Below are 16,066 nucleotides of genomic sequence, written 5' to 3'. Positions count from 1 at the left end.
TATAAACTACATTGTAGTTTTTATATGACTTATAATATTATGGGCATGATTTAATGCAAATACAATAGAACCACCATTTTTAGTAACTATATCTCCACCAACATAAAGACCTGGTATATTTGTCATAAGATTTTCATCTACTACAGGCTGAGAGTTTTCATTTATCTCAATTGAGCATTTTTGTAAAAAATCAACAGGCGTAGAACCACCTATAGCATAAATAATCCTATCATAAACTTCGTTTGTTCCATTATTAAAAATAACTTTTATCTTACCATTTTGATCTTCGAGTTCATTTATATCAATACCTAATTTCAAACTAAGTTTTTGCTCTTTAGCAAGACCGAGAAGCTCGGCTTCATTTATCTCATTTAATCTTGTAAAACTATCTTTTCTATAACAAAGTGTAACTTCATCTGTTTTGCTAAGATCTATTGCGTACTCAGCAGCAGAATTTCCCCCACCTACAACTATAATTTTTTCATTACCGCTACAAGAATTTAGATTAAAATTTACAACTGGGTTTAATGCTGATGGTATTTTATAATCTGGCTTATTTGGTCTACCCATTCTACCTATAGCAACTACTACATTTTTAGCTTTATAAACGGTTTTTGGAGTTGAAATTTTAAAAATATCTTCAACTTTTATAACTTTTTCAACTTCAATATTAAACTCGGTATCTATCTTTTCTTCATCCAAAAGCTTATCAAAATAATCAAGAACTTCTTCCTTTAAAGCTGTCTCAAAAGGCACATTTCCTATAACAACAGATGGCATATTTTTATACTCTTTATCTACCCTTTTGCGATCCTTATAAAATTTTCTTATAGTTTGAGAATGATTATCACCTTTTTCTAAAAGTAAAACATGTTCAAAGCCCATTTTTTTAGATTCTACGACAGAGGCAATACCGCAAGGCCCTCCTCCTATTATAGCTATATCATATATAGTTTCCAATTTTATCTCCAATATTTTAAGTTTTAAATGTTAAAATATACCAATTTTTTAGTTTAAATTTGATTAAAAAGAGCAAAATAACATGATAAATACACTCAAAAAAGTAAGATTTGCATCTAAAAATTTACTTGAATTAAATCCAGAGATTAAAAAAAATATCATACTTGATATGAGTGAACAGATTTTAAAATACTCTAAAGATATCATTAAAGCAAATAAAATAGATATGCAAAATGCAAGTAACCTTAGTAAAGCAATGCAAGATAGGCTAATGCTTGATGAAAAACGCATAAATAATATCTCCCAATCGCTAAAAACAGTAGCAAATCTACAAGATCCAATAGGAAATATACTTGATGGTTGGGTAAATTACGCTGGACTTAAAATAAGCAAAATATCAATCCCAATTGGAGTAATTGGTATCATTTATGAGTCTCGTCCAAATGTTACAGCAGAAGTTGCATCTTTATGCTTAAAAAGTTCAAATGTTTGCGTATTAAAAGGTGGGAAAGAAGCAATAAACTCAAATTTAGCTATCATAAAAGCTCTTCACAGCTCATTAGAAAAATTTAACATCCCAAAAGAGTGCATTAGTTATCTTGATATATCAAGAGATGAGATAAAAAAGTTTTTAAAAATGGATAAATTTATAGATCTAATCATCCCAAGAGGTGGTGAAAGCTTAGTAAAAATGGTTAGCAAAAACTCAACCATACCAGTTATAAAACACGATAAAGGGCTTTGTCATGCATATGTTGATGAGTTTGCAAATTTACAAAAAGCTTTAGAAATATGTATCAATGCTAAATTTTCAAGACCATCAGCTTGTAACGCAGTTGAGACGATACTTGTACACAAAAATATATCTAGTGAGTTTTTACCACTTTTAAAAGCTAGATTTAATGAGTTAAATATAAACATAAAAGGTTGTAAAAAAACAAATAAAATCATAGAGTGCGAAAAAGCTACATATAAAGACTTTAATACAGAATATCTAGACTATAAAGCAAACTTAAAAATTGTTTCAAGTATAGACGAAGCATTAAATCATATAAATAAATTTAGCTCGTCTCACTCCGAAGTTATTATCTCTCAAAACGAAGAAAATATACAAAAGTTTTTAAATTTAGTCGATAGCTCATGTGTGTATGTGAACGCATCAACTAGATTCAGCGATGGCGGAGAGTTTGGATTTGGTGCTGAAATTGGAATAAGCACAAATAAACTTCATGCAAGAGGTCCAATGGGACTAAAAGAACTTACCACATACAAATATCAAATCATAGGAAATGGGCAAGTTAGAGACTAACCTACCAAGTTACTGTTTTATTTGAGCCAACTTTACTAATCTTGTTCTCATTTTCCCAAAGGGCTAAGCCTGTTTCTACGTCTGTAAGAGTTAGTTGGAAATAATAATCCACTACTCTTTTACTTCTATCTAAGTTAGCACTTCTTTGTATAATTTTACCACTAAGACTATAATCTGGTGCGTAAAGTGTGCCTTTTTTTGCCACTGTATCTTGTTTGAACTCTTCATTTTCTCTAAGATTTCTTGTTTGATATGTCATCCTATCTTCAGCCATGCCTTCACTTAAAGCTGTTGTTACAAGAACTTTTCCTGAATTTAGAAGCTCTATCCTTATCTTTTTTGTAAGAAGATCCGTATCTATCCTCTGAGTCGTATCATTTGTAATTCTGCCGATAGCTAGTATGTTTTTATTTTTTCCCTTTTTATCAAAAACACCACTTTTTAATAAACTTTCTGTTGCATCAATAGCTGCTGCATCAAAATCAGCAGCATCAATCCCCATAGTCATAATATCGTTTTCTTCACTTTTTATACCGCCACTGATGTACTGTGTTTTTGGTGTACAACCTACTAAAAAAATCGCAAAAATCACACTTATTAAAGCTAAATTTTTCATCTATTTTCCTTGATATTCATAGTTTAATGGGTTATTTCTAAGCTCATCATCTTTTGTTGGATACATTATCCTAACTTGATAATTCACAGCTTTTATAGATGGGGAAACACCTCTTATAACAAAATTTCTTAAAGAATCTACATTTATAACTTTCCATCTTGACATAATAGTATCAACTAAAAAATTATCTTTATCGAACCAATCTATTCTATAAGCAACTTTGATGTTTTTAGTTTTTGTATTTGCAAACATAGCTTCAATCTCAGTAAATCCATCGGTATTTTTTCTAGATGCAACATTTAAAAGCTTAAAATCATCATAAAATTTATCATCTAAAACTACTATCTTATGATCTAAAAGCTCTTTTTGTGTATCTCCAAAAAAACTACATCCGCTAAAAAATATTACCAACAAAACTAAGTAAAAAATCTTTGCCATTATTTTTCCTTTTAAATTTCAATTTTATCAATTATATTAAAATCTTTGCTTAATGATTTTACGTAAATTATAACATTTTTATCTTTGTTAACTTCAATATTTGTTATAATAGCTCCGTTTTCATCACTAATAACTGCCATTCCCGTATTTTTAATACTAACACTTTGAAAATTTGAAGGCATGGTACTAATGTGCCTAATATCTGCTCTTGTTGTCACAAAAGAGTATATAGACAACAAAAGCGTACTTATATATGAACCATTGTCTAATCTCGATGCACCATATTGCATGGATATTTTAGAAATCGAGCCTAAAATGGCTCTTATAATTTTTATATATGAGCTGCTTTTGTATTCAGTAGCTATTATTGCATTCATATCAGCTATAATAGATGTTTTATAACCATTTAAATTTATATAAGAAAAAGAATATTTTGGCTCGCTAAGCACAGAAAAGGCTAGTCCAATATGATATATTCTATCGCTAAATAAAAAAAGTGGAATATGATATATTTCTTCTTTCAATCCTACGCTTTTACCATTTTCATAAATTAGCCAAATTTGTTTATTTTCATTTCTGTTTTTAGCATAATCTAGATCATTTGAAAGTTGTGGATTTTTAGAATCAGCTAAAACAAGCTCCTCAAACATATTTTGAGCTTTTAGATAATCTTTATCTAGCAAATAAAAAAGACCGCTCATATATGTTGCAAAAGGATTTATAAAATTTGAAGTTATATCATAATAAAAACTTTTTTCATCAAAATACTTATATGCTTCATTTATACTTTGCATATTATAAGTAGTATCTGATCCCATATTACTAGCTTTTGCTATGGCATTTTCTCTAGCTTTATTTATTTCATCAACATATTGTTCTTTGGCAACTTGTTGTCTATATAAAGCCCTATTAAACTCAACTCTAGCATATGGCATATTATCAAGTGACATAAAATTTAGCCCCTTGTACACATTTGCCATAATCCTCTCATATACATTTCCAGTGTAATCACGAATATTATCATTAAGTATGGTTGAGGTAAAATCTTGAGTTAAAGTATAGACAAATCCCTTTAAATCAACAGAATTTCTAAACTCATCTTCTGCCACATCGAAAAATATATTACTTTGATTATAATTCTTGCAATATCTAGCAAGCATTCCGCCTTTTAATGCCCAATAAAGCCTATCATCATTTGAATCTATTGCGTTTTTGTATCTTTTAAAATCACAATTTTGTAGATATACATCATTTTCATACTCATGTATATCTTGATCGTATCCAGTAAAAACAGCACATCCAGAAAAACAAAATATACACAAGAATGTTATAATAATTTTTGAAGCAACTATTAAAAATAATCGGCGTATTTTCTAACCCTTTTAAATTTTTGTAATTCAGAAGCCAAAACATCGCGTTTAAAATTTATAAAATTTAAAGCCTCTTTAGTAAGACTTAAAGCAGACAGCATATCATCAACTGTTTTAAAATTTGATGGCATACTGTCTATAAGAGTGAGAATTTTTTCGCTATCTTTGCTTGCTATAGCGATTTTAAATTGATCAAGCCAGTTCATCTTCTTTTGTAACTTCCTTCCACGCTTCTAAAAGTTCTTTTACAACATGGATAACCTCATCAAGAGGCGCTTTTTCGTTAGAAATATTTGCTTCAGTTAGAAGTTGAATTTCCCTTGTATAAAGCCCTGCAAGATAGTGAGCAACATCGCCATGATTATAATCAAGAGAGTTTATAAGCTCAAAAAAGATAGCATTTGCCCTGTTTATATTATAAACTTTTGCCTCTATATCATCATCATCTATAGCTTTTTTTGTTCTATAAACAAATTTGAGTATCCCCTCATAAAGCATTTCTATAAGTTTTTTTGGAGACTCTATCCCCACACTGTTTTGCATATAAGCTGAATACGCGGCGTTGCTCTGCATTTTACTATCCTTTTTATTTTCTTGAAAGTTCTGCATCTATCATACTTTGAAGTGCTGAAAACTGCCTATTTAATCTACCTATTATTTGATCGTATTGAGCAAATTGGTTTTCCATTCTGCTATATCTCTCGTCTAATTTTTCTTGAGTTGAAATTCTCTCATCGCTAAGATTTTTATTTTCTTTTATCAAATGGTTAGAAAGTTTTGTTATGCTTCCTTCTTTACCAGTCTCTTGACTAATCATACCTGATAATTCATCATTTAGTTTTGCAAATACACCTTTTTGTGTTTCTGAATTAGAATAAAGAGTTACTCTTTCTAATCCTAAAGCTTGAAGTACATCATCTCTACCACTTATCTCTATTGATCCACCATCTTGTTTTGTAAAATTTATACCAGTTTTTTGAGCATTTAACTCAGCTTTTAAACCTTTTATATCAGCTTTGTTGATAGCATCTAAAAGTGCTAATGCATTTTGCTCTTTAGTGTTGGCAGCATCTGTTTTAAATAGAATTTCTTTATCACCTATTCTTAAAGCACCACTTGTTACAGAAATGGCACCACTTGTTATATCTTTTGATTCATAAGATAGTTTAGAATGAGTATCTTTTCCTACAAAGAATTCCTTAACTTGATCAAAATTCTCATTTATTTGCTTATCAAAAGCAACTTTGTCAAAACTTAAAAGACCATCTTTTGACATGTTAATACCAAAATCATATATAGAAGATGGCACAGCAACTATCTGTCTAATCTCTTTTCCATTTTTTAATTTTGTAACATCAACCACCGTTTTAGCATTTTGCAAAGTAGAAAAAAGAATTTTATTTATGCTTGATTCTATACCAGTTATCTCATTCATACCTTGCAAAACACCTCCCATACCTGTTTTTTCATTATAGTCAATTGAAGCATTTAAGTTATTCATGAGGTCATTGTATGATTTTACAAAATTTTCTAATTCTGAAGCTAAACTAGAAGTATCATTTACTATATTTACACTTGTTTTGCCTGTTTTTTTTAAAGTAATATCAACACCAGTTATAATATCACTAAATTTATTACTTTGTCTTGTCATATTTACACCATTATATAAAAACTCAGCATTTTGTGCTTTTTGAATATGATTTGCCTCAAGTTGTGTTATTTGAACTTTATTGCCAGACTCATCAAGTACAGGGTTGCCTTTTTCATCAAGTTTATCAACCATTGTATTGCCAAGACCAAGAGAATTAAGTATCTTTAAAGAATTTGCATCATCTATTTTTGCTCCAGCATTATTTGGATCATCTACCTTTGAAGCACTAAAAGATATCGCGCTATTTGTTCCAGAATCTTTTGATTGAATTATAAGTTGTGATTTTCCATCTCCAACATTTAAAATTCTAGCAGATATAGCGCCTTCGCTTGCTTTGTTTATTTTAGCAGCTATATCTTCATATGTATCAGATTGTTTTACATCTATTTTAAAGTCTTTTTTGTCACTACCAGTTCCTATGCTTATAGTGAAACTACCATCATTAAAAAGTTTTCCACCACCAGAAACTATATCTGTAGCACTGCCAAATTTAGAAGTTTGATAAACATCATTTTGCGCTAGTTTTTTTACATCTATATTAAAGTTATTTAAACTAACACCAGAAGCAACACTCACACTCGCACTATCTCCTGTTACATTTGCTTTTCTCTTTAAGAATGTTACCTCATTTCCTAAAGTTCCTACTGATGTTTTCAATGATGTTAAAAAAGTAGAAAGAGTTGTAACATCTTTCTGTTTTGCAACATTATCTGTTATATTTTTATTAATTGGATCTATTTGAGCTTTTACATCGGCTGCTTTTAATTTGTCTATTATGTCGCCTGTTAAAACATTGCTTCCAATTCCTAATGATTTTATTGCTGGCATGATTTATTTATCCTTCCTTATCTACTAATAAACCTATTATCTCTTTAAAATGTTCACTTAATTTCATCATATTTTCTGTAGGTACTTTTCTTATAACTCTGCCTGTATCTTTTTCCATAACATTTACATAAAGAGAACTTATCTTGTCATTATAAGCAAATCTTATATTTGTCTGTAACGACTCCATTTGTTCATTCAAACGCTCTGTTACTTTGTTTATCTCTTCATTTGACAAAGTATCCTTTTTGTTCAAATCGCCCTCGTTTCCACTATTTAATTCTGTTTTTGCAACAAAATTTGTCCTAGCACTATTTTGAGGTTGTGTTAAAGAGATAGAACTGTCTATTTGGCTTGAAGCTACATTCAATATCTCCATAATTTTCTCCTTAAAATTATTTTCTTACAACTATATCGACAAAAAGTATATTTTATTTAGTTAAATGTTGCAAATTTTGTTTTTTTAGTTAAAATAACAAAACGAAATGGAGGAAAACAATGAAAATATCTTTTGAATGTGAGTGTATTTTATTGCAAAAAGCAGCCATGCTTTTTCTTGGTAAATTTGCTGCACGTAGGAAAGATTGCGATCTTATCATAAGCGATAAGAAAATTGAAGCAAATAAGCCAGTTTTCATCATCGGAGAAAATTCTCCATACTTAAAATTTCCATTTAACAAACAAGATCTTATTTACACGTTAGAAGATTTTTACTCAGCTATGCAAATAGAACATCATGAAAACATGGGTCACATTTCAAATACTTTTGATGATAAATTTAATGCCTTATTTGATAAATTTAGACTAGATTTAACGGAACTTATAAAAAATGAATTCAAAAAATAAACTTTTTACAACTATATCAACAGGCAGACTTAAAGGTAAAAAACTATCTCTTCCTAGTTTAAAAACGACAAGAAGCACTAAAAATATAGTAAAAGGCTCTCTTTTTGATACTATAAGAAATGAACTTCATGGAAAATTTTTCATAGAGTGTTTTGGAGGAAGTGCTTTAATGGCAATTGAAGCATATAGCAATTATGCTAAAATGGGCATTGCTATAGAAAAAGATAAATCTGCTTATGAGATAACAAAATCAAACATGAAAAGTATAGATGAGCAAAATTTGATACCTATATATGGTGACTGCTTTATTGAGCTTCCAAAGTTGCTTTTAAATTTAAAAGAAGAACTCATACTTTATATAGATCCGCCTTTTGAAATAAGAGAAGGGTTTGAGAAAATTTATAATGATGTTTTTAATATGATAAAAAATATCAAAAATAATAATATTTATCTTATTATAATAGAACATATGAGCACTTTAGAAATGCCAGAAAATTTAGAAAAATTTAGCCTAGAAAAAACTCGCAAATTTGGTAAAAGTTCTCTTAGCTACTATTCTTTATAAAATATTTATTATTTGGAACACTTATTGCTTTTGTTTTTATAAATTTCATTTATTAAGGATAGATGATGAGGTTTATAAAATTACTATTTTTGCTATTTGTCTTCATTAGCACATTAAATGCTGCAAAAGTTGGCGATGTCGCAAATATCGTAGGCGTAAGAGAAAACCAACTCATAGGATATGGTTTGGTTGTAGGCCTAAAAGGCAGTGGCGATGGTACCACATCTCAGTTTACACTACAATCAATTGCAAATATGCTTCAAACAGTTGGAATGAAGATAAATCAAGCAGATATTAAGTCAAAAAATACAGCTGCAGTTATGGTTACATCATCTCTTCCTGCATTTGCTAGACAAGGTGATAGAATCAAAATAGTAGTATCTTCACTAGGCGATGCAAAAAGCTTACAAGGTGGAACATTACTTATGACAGCATTAAAGGGAGTTGATGGAGACATTTATGCTATAGGACAAGGCCCTATAAGTATAGGTGGAAAAAATGAAGGTACCGGAAATAATTCAAGCGGAAACCATCCAACAGTAGCAACTATAGCAGATGGTGCGGTTGTAGAAAAAGAAGTTTTGTATGATATTTATAATCAAAATTTTGCAGATCTTAGCTTAAAAACAACAAGCTTTAACAGCGCAACAAATATCCAAAATGCAATAAATAGAGTATATGGCGAAGTTGCTGTTGCAACAGATCCTAGAACAATAAGACTAATGAAACCAGAAGGCTCTAGTATGGTGGATTTTTTATCTCAAATTTTACAAACCGACATTGATTATAAGCCTGAACAAAAAATAGTTATAAATGAAAGAACTGGCACTATCGTAAGCGGAGTAAATATAACAGTTGATCCAATTGTTATAACGCATGGTGGAATAACGTTAAAAATAGAACCTCAAAGTTATAATCCAGCTCCAGAAAATACAGCTGCTAATGTAATAGACCTTGGTGAGCAAACAACTGTTAATGGAGTCATGAATACGCTTAATATTGGTTCACAAAAAACAACAGTTGCCAATGTAACAAGAGCTTTAAATAAACTTGGCGCAACACCAAAAGATATAATAGCTATTTTACAAAACTTAAAAGAAGTTGGCGCAATACACGCAGATTTGGAGATAATGTAATGAATATAGATAATTCACTAGCAATAAATGCTTACAATCAAGCAAATGACAAAAAAATAACTCAAAATAAACCAAGATTTGATGAAAAAGCCTTAAGAGAACAAACCGATGCTTTCGAATCTTTTTTAGTAAAAACAGTTCTTGATCTGTCTATAAAAAACGAAAATCCACTTTTTCCAAAAGATGCTGGAGATAAGATTTATGGCTCTATGTATAACGATACTATGAGTAAAGCATTGAGTGGAGGTTTTGGTTTTAGCGACATGTTATTTAATTTTTTGAAAGAAAGGTCTTCATAAAATTAAAATAGTGCCGATATAGTTAGCAAAGAGTTCTAACTATAAAGGATATGAGATGATTAATTCAGTCGGAGCGAGTTTCGTAGCAGATTCTTCGCTTAATAAAATTAAAAATGACGAAAAAAAATTAGAAAATTCAAAAACAACAGCTCAAAGCGCTGAAAATGATAGTAAAGTTAGCCAAATAGCAAAAGCTATAGCAGATGGAACTTACAAAGTTGATCTAGGCAAAACAGCAAAGGCAATAGCTAACGAACTATTTTAATTTTAGTCCCTTGAGCTTTCAAGGGACTAAAAATGATAAAAAAACACTTAGATGATGCAATCTCATCATTAAAACAACTTATAGAAATCACACAAACCGACATAGACAATATAAAAAACGCAAAGCACGAAGAAGTAGAAAAAAGCGTAAAAATAAAAACAATCCTAATTAAAAACTTCGAGAATTCCAAAAAAACTCTTGATAGAGAGCTTTTAAAAATGTTAGAAGAAAAAAGTGGAACAGATCTTGCTGGCATATTAGACGATGAGGATAAAAGCAAGTTAGCCGAGCTTAAAGACTCTCTTACTCTCTTACAAAGTAAAAACAGAGAGTATTCAAAATACGTTGTAGTTATAAAAGAGTACTACAACTCACTTGTAAAAGAGATGTTTGGGCAAAATTCCGAAGGTTATAACAAGGAAGGCAAGCAAGTTTTTAACTCAAATTTCAAATTAAGGGTTTAAAATGGCAATCTTTAGCACTTTAGGAATTGGGCTTTCGGGCTTAAATGCTGCTGAGATACAATTAAGCACAACTGGTCACAACATATCAAATATAGACAACGAAAACTATACAAGACAAAGAGTTGTTCAATCAGCCGTAGAGCCTTTTCATAATATTCCTGGAGATATAGGAAATGGCACAAAAGTAGATCAAATAAAAAGAATTCATGATGAATTTGCTTATGCTAGATTAAAAAATTCAGAAAGCGCGCTTTCTTATACGGGCTATAAGCAAGATATATTACAAGAAATTGCACATAGATTTCCTGATTTGAAAGATGTTGGTATATTAAAAGATTTAGAGAATTATTTTGCAGCTTGGAATAACTTTGCATCAAAACCAGCAGATGGTTCTCAAAAGATAAATCTTGCCCAGCTCACACAAACTCTAACTCAAAATATACAAAAAACTTCTAATGAGCTTTATAAAATGAAGCAAACAGTAAACGATCAACTAAAAATAAATGTTGAGGAGTTTAATAGATTAGGAAAACAAATAGCAGATATAAATGCCGAAATAAACAGAATAGAATCAGTAAAAGGCAACAACGCAAACGATTTAAGAGATAAAAGAGATCAGCTTGAAAAAGCAATGGCAAAACTTGCAAACATAACTGCCTTTAAAGGATCTCTTGAAAGTGATATGAGTGTAGATAGAAATATCACAGATATGGGGCAAGACTATTGTCTAAATTTAGGTGGATTTAGCATAGTTGAAGGAACTACATTTCATCCTCTAGTTTTACAAAAAGAAAGTTCTGCAACTGATTTTCAAGCTATTTATTATCAGAGACAAGATGGAAGACTTACAAACATCATGCCAAATATAACAGGCGGTCAAATTGGGGCAGAACTTGAGCTTCGCGGTAGATATATAGATAGCTCAACTGGACAAACAACTGATGGAACTATACAAAAATATATAGATAACCTCGATACTTTTGCTAGAACATTAATTACTCAAACAAATAATGTCTATGCCAAATCATCTCAAACAAAAGCAAATTCAAATGATTTAAACTTTTTAAGACCAGAAAACTCTCTTAAAAATTTTAACGACGGCATCAAAGAAGGAACTTTTGATGTAGTAGTTTATAATAAACAAGGAGTGGAAGTTGCTAGAAAAACTATATCAGTAGATCAACTTACAACCATGGGTGGCACGAACTCAAACTCTATAATAGCGCAATTTAATTCAAATAAAGATGACAACGGAGATAAAAACACATTAAATGATGTTGATGATTATTTCAGTGCATCATATGGATATAATGAACAAAAAAATATAGGACAACTTTCTATTAATCCTAAATTTGGCAATGGAGAGTATTTTATATCATTTGAAGATAAAGGCACAAATTTTCCTGGTATTATGGGTCTAAATAGATTCTTTGATGGAAATAGTGCAAAAGATATAAAATTATCTAGCGCATTAAAAGACGATCCATCTAAAATTCAAGGATTTAAAGCTCCAATTGATGGCAACAACGAAGTAGCAAATGAGATGGTAAAACTTCAATATCAAAAACTCGATTTCAATGCCAAAAATTCATTTATCAAAGAAGAAAGCATAGAAGGATTTTATAGATTTTTAACAACTCAAATTGCATCAGAAACAGAAACAAATAATAATGCTCATGAAACAAATAAAGCACTATATACAACTGCTTTGCAAGAGCATCAATCAATAAGTGGTGTAAATATGAATGAAGAGCTTACAAATTTGATAAGATTTCAATCAAGTTATGGAGCTAGTGCAAAAATTATCACAACAGTTGAAAAAATGCTTGATACACTACTTTCTATAAAACAATAATGACCAATCTAAAAAGTCTGCTTGATTTTCACGCAAACCTAAAAAATTGCGATGAAAATCTTTTAGCAGCACCAGATCCTCTTCAAATTGCTAGCAGATATAAAGATCCAAATATCGCCCTTATATGCGCCCTTTTTGCTTATGGTAATGCAAAAATGATAGTTAAATTTCTAAACTCACTAAATTTTGATTTGCTTGATAAAAGCGATGACGAAATAAAAAAATTCTACACCAACCATAAATACAGATTTCAAAGCGTTTTAGATGTAAGTGAGATTTTCATAACTCATAAAAGACTTAAGCAATACGGAAATATAGAGAAAATTATCGCAAGTGGTATGAAAAATTCTGGGCAGATAATTGATGGCATAAATGATCTTATGAAATTTATATATTCTCTAAATAAATACAACTCTTTTGGATATAATTTTTACTTTGGTTCTGTCTATAAAAAGCCAGTTTCTCCATATAAAAGATATAATATGTTTTTAAGATGGATGATTCGAAATACCGATATCGATCTTGGTCTTTTTAGCTCAATTGATAAAAAAGATTTACTAATTCCACTTGATACGCACACACACAAAGTTGCCCTAAAACTTGGTTTGATAAGTAGAAAAAGTTATGATTTTAGAGCAGTTATGGAGTTAACACAGAAGTTAAGAGAATTTGATAAAACAGATCCTATAAAATACGATTTTGCGCTTTACAGACTTGGACAAAGTAAAGAGATAGATAGTATATTAAAAGCTATAAAATAGTAGATATTTTATAGCTTTATCTTCTAAGAATTGTATAAGTTTAAAATACAAAACCAATCCTTATAACGCAGAATTTAACGAAATTAATTTCATTTTACTTTTGATAAATTATACTCTTATAAAAATTAAAATATTTTTAATAAATAATAAGTTAAAATCCTAATTATTAGAAGATAGTTTATCTTATAACATGCTAGGAAATTTTATGAAAAAATCCCAAATTTATGTGCTTGTAGTCATTGTATTATGTCTAGGAGTTTACTTTTTTGTGCCAAGTTTTAATACATGGATAAATGAAAGCATATCTATTTTAAGTTCTTTAAACATAGAAAAAGTAATAGAATTTCTAAGAAGTTACGGTAAAATAGCTGCATTTGTAAGTTTCTTTTTGATGATATTGGCCTCCATTTTAGCACCTATTCCACAATTTTTAATAACTCTTTCAAACGCGGCTATTTTTGGATGGATTGGAGGAGTAGCTCTTTCGTGGAGCTCATCCATGGTTGGAGCAGCGCTTTGCTTTATCATAGCTAGATATCTTGGAAGAGACGTAGTTGAAAAATTTGTAAGCAAAAAAGTTCTTGATAGCAGCGATGAATATTTCCAAAAATATGGCAAACATACCATTTTGGTCTGCAGATTACTTCCTTTTGTCAGCTTTGATCTTATTAGTTACTCAGCAGGTCTTACAAGAATGAAATTTATTCCATTTTTTGTAGCAACTGGCATTGGTCAACTTCCAGCAACTATTGTATATAGTTATTTTGGTGGAAACTTTAGCGGTGGAGCTAGATTAATCTTTATTTCACTTATGCTCTTATTTGCAATAAGCATTATTATCTATATAGCAAAAAACATTTATGAAAAAAAATATAGTAAAACTAATCATAATTAACATTATTTTACTTCTAAGCTTAGTTCCTCTTTTTTTTATAAGCGCTAGGGATGTTAGAGAATTTATAGAAAATTTTGGCATTTTTGCAAATTTAGCATTTTTACTTTGTTTTGCAATTTTGCCAATATTTTTCTTTCCTGTTTTTATTTTAGCAGTAATTAGCGGCGCATTTTTTGGTTTATTTTGGGGTAGCATTTATACAATGGCTGGAGCAATGATAAATTGTACTTTAATGTTTTATATAGCCAAATTTCTAGGAAAAGATTTAAAATATCCTAAATTTCTAGATAGATTAAAACACCTAAGCGAAAAAAATCTTTTTATATCTTTTTGCATATTAAGATTGCTTCCAGTAGTTCCATATAATGTTCTAAACTACATACCAGCTATGTGTAATATAAATTTTAAAACTTATATTCTAAGCTCATGTATTGGGTTTTTACCATGGACACCAATTTTCGTAAATATAGGCGTAAACTCTGGAGATAAAAATGGTCTTCTTATTGCACTATTAATAACCATAATAGCTACTTTATTATCTATAGCTTTTGCTAAAAAATATAAAAATACTTGGAGAAAAAAAGAGAATTTTATATGATTTGAAGTAAAAAGCCTAGAAACTAGGCTTTTTACTTATTTTATAACACCACAAACCATTCTAGCGCCACCTCCGCCAACTGCTACTGGATGATCACTATGGTTATCTCCACCAACATGAACCATTAAAGAATGATCTTTTAGATCGCTAATATTTTTAATCTTTGGAGCAAGAACTGGATAGTTTGCACTGCCATCAGCATTTACAAAAAGTGCTGGTAAATCACCTTTGTGACCTTTATCATCCCATGGAAATGAATGCATTTTTGTATCATCTGGATCCCAGTGACCGCCAGCTTTCATTCCTTTTCCTTTTTCTGTTAAGCCACAATCTGGATTAACATGAATGTGAAAACCATGTTGTCCAGCATTTTTAACAGGCAAACCTTTTAAATTTGGATAAAATGCAACACCATAAGATGTGTTTATAGCTACAACTTCACCAACTTGTTTATTCTTGCCATTTTCTCCAAGCAAATCCATTTTGATTACTATATGTTCAACACTCTTTGGATCAAAAGTCTTTGCTGCATCAGCATCTGCTGCGAAAAGTACTGTTCCTGAAATTAAAGTTGCTAGTAATAATTTTTTCATATCCATCCTTTAAAATTGAATTTAGAAAAATTATATATTATAAATATTAATGAATGATAAAAATTATTTTAAGATAATTTGTTTTGCAATCAGTCAAATTGGTCTTTAAATTTAAACTATATTAAACGATTTTTGATATAATTGTGGTTTTAGAGGACAGGTTGTCTTTACTAATTTATATAGGAACTTTCATGAAAAGTTTAAAAACTCTACTTTTAGCATTTATTGCTTTATCTTTTGTTGCGTGCGGTGGGGGAGACTCTACAAAAGCAAGCTCAAATTACCTAAAAGGCGATCAAGTTGTAAAAGAAATTGCAAATCCAAATAGCGTTATTGTCGATGTTAGGACAAAAGATCAGTTTGATGCTGGCCATATAGAGGGTGCCTTAAACATACCTTTGGCCGATATTGATTCTAATATGGATAAATTCCAAGGATTTAATGGCAAAAAAATCATTTTTTACTGCAATACAGGAAAACAAAGTGGTCAAGCCGCTAAAAAGCTAGAAGATAAAGGCATTAAAAATGTCTACAATGCAGATGGCATTAAAAACTATAACTACAATCTAGTTAAGTGAAAAACGCGATTATATTCTTTACAAAAGCTCCGATACCGGGCT

21 protein-coding genes are annotated in these 16,066 nt (G+C 30.1%); 12 read left to right on the top strand and 9 right to left on the bottom strand.

What is annotated here, in order from left to right; translation table 11 throughout:
* Window positions 1–6: 6 nt before the first annotated feature.
* On the bottom strand, window positions 7–960 hold the full coding sequence (locus ACZ5VL_RS07125) for an NAD(P)-binding domain-containing protein (RefSeq protein WP_464198299.1): 954 nt from the start codon (window positions 958–960) through the stop codon (window positions 7–9).
* Between the two features lie 82 nt (window positions 961–1,042).
* Between ACZ5VL_RS07125 and ACZ5VL_RS07120 the strand changes: the two genes are divergently transcribed.
* Window positions 1,043–2,269, top strand: a complete 1,227-nt coding sequence (locus ACZ5VL_RS07120; RefSeq protein WP_464198298.1) for a glutamate-5-semialdehyde dehydrogenase — start codon at window positions 1,043–1,045, stop codon at window positions 2,267–2,269.
* A 1-nt stretch (window position 2,270) separates the two neighbouring features.
* On the opposite strand, the gene lpoB is transcribed toward ACZ5VL_RS07120, so the two are convergent.
* Genes lpoB through ACZ5VL_RS07085 form a run of 7 tightly spaced genes read right to left on the bottom strand, consistent with a single transcriptional unit; the run spans window position 2,271 to window position 7,548 of the window.
* The gene (gene lpoB, locus ACZ5VL_RS07115; protein WP_464198297.1) at window positions 2,271–2,885 is read right to left on the bottom strand and encodes a penicillin-binding protein activator LpoB; all 615 of its coding nucleotides are present in this window, start codon (window positions 2,883–2,885) and stop codon (window positions 2,271–2,273) included.
* A complete protein-coding gene (locus tag ACZ5VL_RS07110; protein WP_464198296.1) occupies window positions 2,886–3,323 on the bottom strand; it encodes a YcfL family putative periplasmic lipoprotein in 438 nt (145 codons plus the stop codon).
* Between the two features lie 11 nt (window positions 3,324–3,334).
* Complete coding sequence (locus ACZ5VL_RS07105) at window positions 3,335–4,645, bottom strand: COG3014 family protein (protein ID WP_464198294.1); 1,311 nt, start codon at window positions 4,643–4,645, stop codon at window positions 3,335–3,337.
* 29 nt (window positions 4,646–4,674) lie between these two features.
* The gene (locus tag ACZ5VL_RS07100; protein ID WP_464198292.1) at window positions 4,675–4,899 is read right to left on the bottom strand and encodes a hypothetical protein; all 225 of its coding nucleotides are present in this window, start codon (window positions 4,897–4,899) and stop codon (window positions 4,675–4,677) included.
* Window positions 4,886–5,266 (bottom strand): flagellar export chaperone FliS, encoded by a 381-nt coding sequence (gene fliS / locus ACZ5VL_RS07095; RefSeq protein ID WP_464198290.1) that lies wholly within the window; start codon window positions 5,264–5,266, stop codon window positions 4,886–4,888. The genes ACZ5VL_RS07100 and fliS overlap by 14 nt, the downstream gene beginning before the upstream one ends.
* Window positions 5,267–5,279: 13 nt before the next feature.
* Window positions 5,280–7,172, bottom strand: a complete 1,893-nt coding sequence (gene fliD / locus ACZ5VL_RS07090; protein ID WP_464198288.1) for a flagellar filament capping protein FliD — start codon at window positions 7,170–7,172, stop codon at window positions 5,280–5,282.
* A gap of 7 nt (window positions 7,173–7,179) precedes the next feature.
* On the bottom strand, window positions 7,180–7,548 hold the full coding sequence (locus ACZ5VL_RS07085; protein WP_464198286.1) for a flagellar protein FlaG: 369 nt from the start codon (window positions 7,546–7,548) through the stop codon (window positions 7,180–7,182).
* Between the two features lie 119 nt (window positions 7,549–7,667).
* Here ACZ5VL_RS07085 and ACZ5VL_RS07080 point away from each other — a divergent pair, with 119 nt between their 5' ends.
* The 10 genes from ACZ5VL_RS07080 to ACZ5VL_RS07035 all read left to right on the top strand — a co-directional run bounded on the left by ACZ5VL_RS07080 (window position 7,668) and on the right by ACZ5VL_RS07035 (window position 14,853).
* Entirely contained in the window at window positions 7,668–8,015 is a 348-nt protein-coding gene (locus tag ACZ5VL_RS07080) for a hypothetical protein (protein ID WP_464198285.1), read from the top strand.
* Complete coding sequence (rsmD, locus tag ACZ5VL_RS07075) at window positions 7,999–8,580, top strand: 16S rRNA (guanine(966)-N(2))-methyltransferase RsmD (protein WP_464198284.1); 582 nt, start codon at window positions 7,999–8,001, stop codon at window positions 8,578–8,580. The genes ACZ5VL_RS07080 and rsmD overlap by 17 nt, the downstream gene beginning before the upstream one ends.
* A gap of 65 nt (window positions 8,581–8,645) precedes the next feature.
* Window positions 8,646–9,716, top strand: a complete 1,071-nt coding sequence (locus ACZ5VL_RS07070) for a flagellar basal body P-ring protein FlgI (RefSeq protein ID WP_464198283.1) — start codon at window positions 8,646–8,648, stop codon at window positions 9,714–9,716.
* Window positions 9,716–10,015 carry a rod-binding protein gene (locus ACZ5VL_RS07065; protein ID WP_464198282.1) on the top strand — a complete coding sequence of 100 codons (300 nt, stop codon included), beginning with the start codon at window positions 9,716–9,718 and terminating at the stop codon, window positions 10,013–10,015. The genes ACZ5VL_RS07070 and ACZ5VL_RS07065 overlap by 1 nt, the downstream gene beginning before the upstream one ends.
* A 55-nt stretch (window positions 10,016–10,070) precedes the next feature.
* Window positions 10,071–10,280 (top strand): flagellar biosynthesis anti-sigma factor FlgM, encoded by a 210-nt coding sequence (locus ACZ5VL_RS07060; RefSeq protein ID WP_464198281.1) that lies wholly within the window; start codon window positions 10,071–10,073, stop codon window positions 10,278–10,280.
* Between the two features lie 32 nt (window positions 10,281–10,312).
* A complete protein-coding gene (gene flgN, locus ACZ5VL_RS07055) occupies window positions 10,313–10,744 on the top strand; it encodes a flagellar export chaperone FlgN (protein ID WP_464198280.1) in 432 nt (143 codons plus the stop codon).
* A gap of 1 nt (window position 10,745) precedes the next feature.
* Complete coding sequence (gene flgK / locus ACZ5VL_RS07050; protein WP_464198279.1) at window positions 10,746–12,599, top strand: flagellar hook-associated protein FlgK; 1,854 nt, start codon at window positions 10,746–10,748, stop codon at window positions 12,597–12,599.
* A complete protein-coding gene (locus ACZ5VL_RS07045) occupies window positions 12,599–13,360 on the top strand; it encodes a TIGR02757 family protein (protein WP_464198278.1) in 762 nt (253 codons plus the stop codon). The genes flgK and ACZ5VL_RS07045 overlap by 1 nt, the downstream gene beginning before the upstream one ends.
* A 205-nt stretch (window positions 13,361–13,565) precedes the next feature.
* On the top strand, window positions 13,566–14,255 hold the full coding sequence (locus ACZ5VL_RS07040) for a TVP38/TMEM64 family protein (RefSeq protein WP_464198277.1): 690 nt from the start codon (window positions 13,566–13,568) through the stop codon (window positions 14,253–14,255).
* The gene (locus ACZ5VL_RS07035) at window positions 14,221–14,853 is read left to right on the top strand and encodes a TVP38/TMEM64 family protein (RefSeq protein ID WP_464198276.1); all 633 of its coding nucleotides are present in this window, start codon (window positions 14,221–14,223) and stop codon (window positions 14,851–14,853) included. The genes ACZ5VL_RS07040 and ACZ5VL_RS07035 overlap by 35 nt, the downstream gene beginning before the upstream one ends.
* Window positions 14,854–14,888: 35 nt before the next feature.
* Here ACZ5VL_RS07035 and ACZ5VL_RS07030 read toward each other — a convergent pair whose 3' ends face one another.
* Window positions 14,889–15,446 (bottom strand): superoxide dismutase family protein, encoded by a 558-nt coding sequence (locus tag ACZ5VL_RS07030; protein WP_464198275.1) that lies wholly within the window; start codon window positions 15,444–15,446, stop codon window positions 14,889–14,891.
* Between the two features lie 191 nt (window positions 15,447–15,637).
* Between ACZ5VL_RS07030 and ACZ5VL_RS07025 the strand changes: the two genes are divergently transcribed.
* Window positions 15,638–16,024 (top strand): rhodanese-like domain-containing protein, encoded by a 387-nt coding sequence (locus ACZ5VL_RS07025; RefSeq protein WP_464198274.1) that lies wholly within the window; start codon window positions 15,638–15,640, stop codon window positions 16,022–16,024.
* Window positions 16,025–16,066 lie beyond the last annotated feature (42 nt).

The sequence above is a fragment of the Campylobacter sp. GTC17093 genome (genome assembly GCF_055397635.1).
This window is presented reverse-complemented; position numbering and strand designations above follow the sequence as displayed.

Coding starts and splice junctions, on each gene's coding strand:
- ACZ5VL_RS07120 (WP_464198298.1), top strand. CDS start 1,043: ATGATAAATACACTCAAAAAAGTAAGATTTGCATCTAAAAATTTACTT.
- lpoB (WP_464198297.1), bottom strand. CDS start 2,885: ATGAAAAATTTAGCTTTAATAAGTGTGATTTTTGCGATTTTTTTAGTA.
- ACZ5VL_RS07110 (WP_464198296.1), bottom strand. CDS start 3,323: ATGGCAAAGATTTTTTACTTAGTTTTGTTGGTAATATTTTTTAGCGGA.
- ACZ5VL_RS07100 (WP_464198292.1), bottom strand. CDS start 4,899: ATGAACTGGCTTGATCAATTTAAAATCGCTATAGCAAGCAAAGATAGC.
- fliS (WP_464198290.1), bottom strand. CDS start 5,266: ATGCAGAGCAACGCCGCGTATTCAGCTTATATGCAAAACAGTGTGGGG.
- fliD (WP_464198288.1), bottom strand. CDS start 7,172: ATGCCAGCAATAAAATCATTAGGAATTGGAAGCAATGTTTTAACAGGC.
- ACZ5VL_RS07085 (WP_464198286.1), bottom strand. CDS start 7,548: ATGGAGATATTGAATGTAGCTTCAAGCCAAATAGACAGTTCTATCTCT.
- ACZ5VL_RS07080 (WP_464198285.1), top strand. CDS start 7,668: ATGAAAATATCTTTTGAATGTGAGTGTATTTTATTGCAAAAAGCAGCC.
- rsmD (WP_464198284.1), top strand. CDS start 7,999: ATGAATTCAAAAAATAAACTTTTTACAACTATATCAACAGGCAGACTT.
- ACZ5VL_RS07070 (WP_464198283.1), top strand. CDS start 8,646: ATGAGGTTTATAAAATTACTATTTTTGCTATTTGTCTTCATTAGCACA.
- ACZ5VL_RS07065 (WP_464198282.1), top strand. CDS start 9,716: ATGAATATAGATAATTCACTAGCAATAAATGCTTACAATCAAGCAAAT.
- ACZ5VL_RS07060 (WP_464198281.1), top strand. CDS start 10,071: ATGATTAATTCAGTCGGAGCGAGTTTCGTAGCAGATTCTTCGCTTAAT.
- flgN (WP_464198280.1), top strand. CDS start 10,313: ATGATAAAAAAACACTTAGATGATGCAATCTCATCATTAAAACAACTT.
- flgK (WP_464198279.1), top strand. CDS start 10,746: ATGGCAATCTTTAGCACTTTAGGAATTGGGCTTTCGGGCTTAAATGCT.
- ACZ5VL_RS07045 (WP_464198278.1), top strand. CDS start 12,599: ATGACCAATCTAAAAAGTCTGCTTGATTTTCACGCAAACCTAAAAAAT.
- ACZ5VL_RS07040 (WP_464198277.1), top strand. CDS start 13,566: ATGAAAAAATCCCAAATTTATGTGCTTGTAGTCATTGTATTATGTCTA.
- ACZ5VL_RS07035 (WP_464198276.1), top strand. CDS start 14,221: ATGAAAAAAAATATAGTAAAACTAATCATAATTAACATTATTTTACTT.
- ACZ5VL_RS07030 (WP_464198275.1), bottom strand. CDS start 15,446: ATGAAAAAATTATTACTAGCAACTTTAATTTCAGGAACAGTACTTTTC.
- ACZ5VL_RS07025 (WP_464198274.1), top strand. CDS start 15,638: ATGAAAAGTTTAAAAACTCTACTTTTAGCATTTATTGCTTTATCTTTT.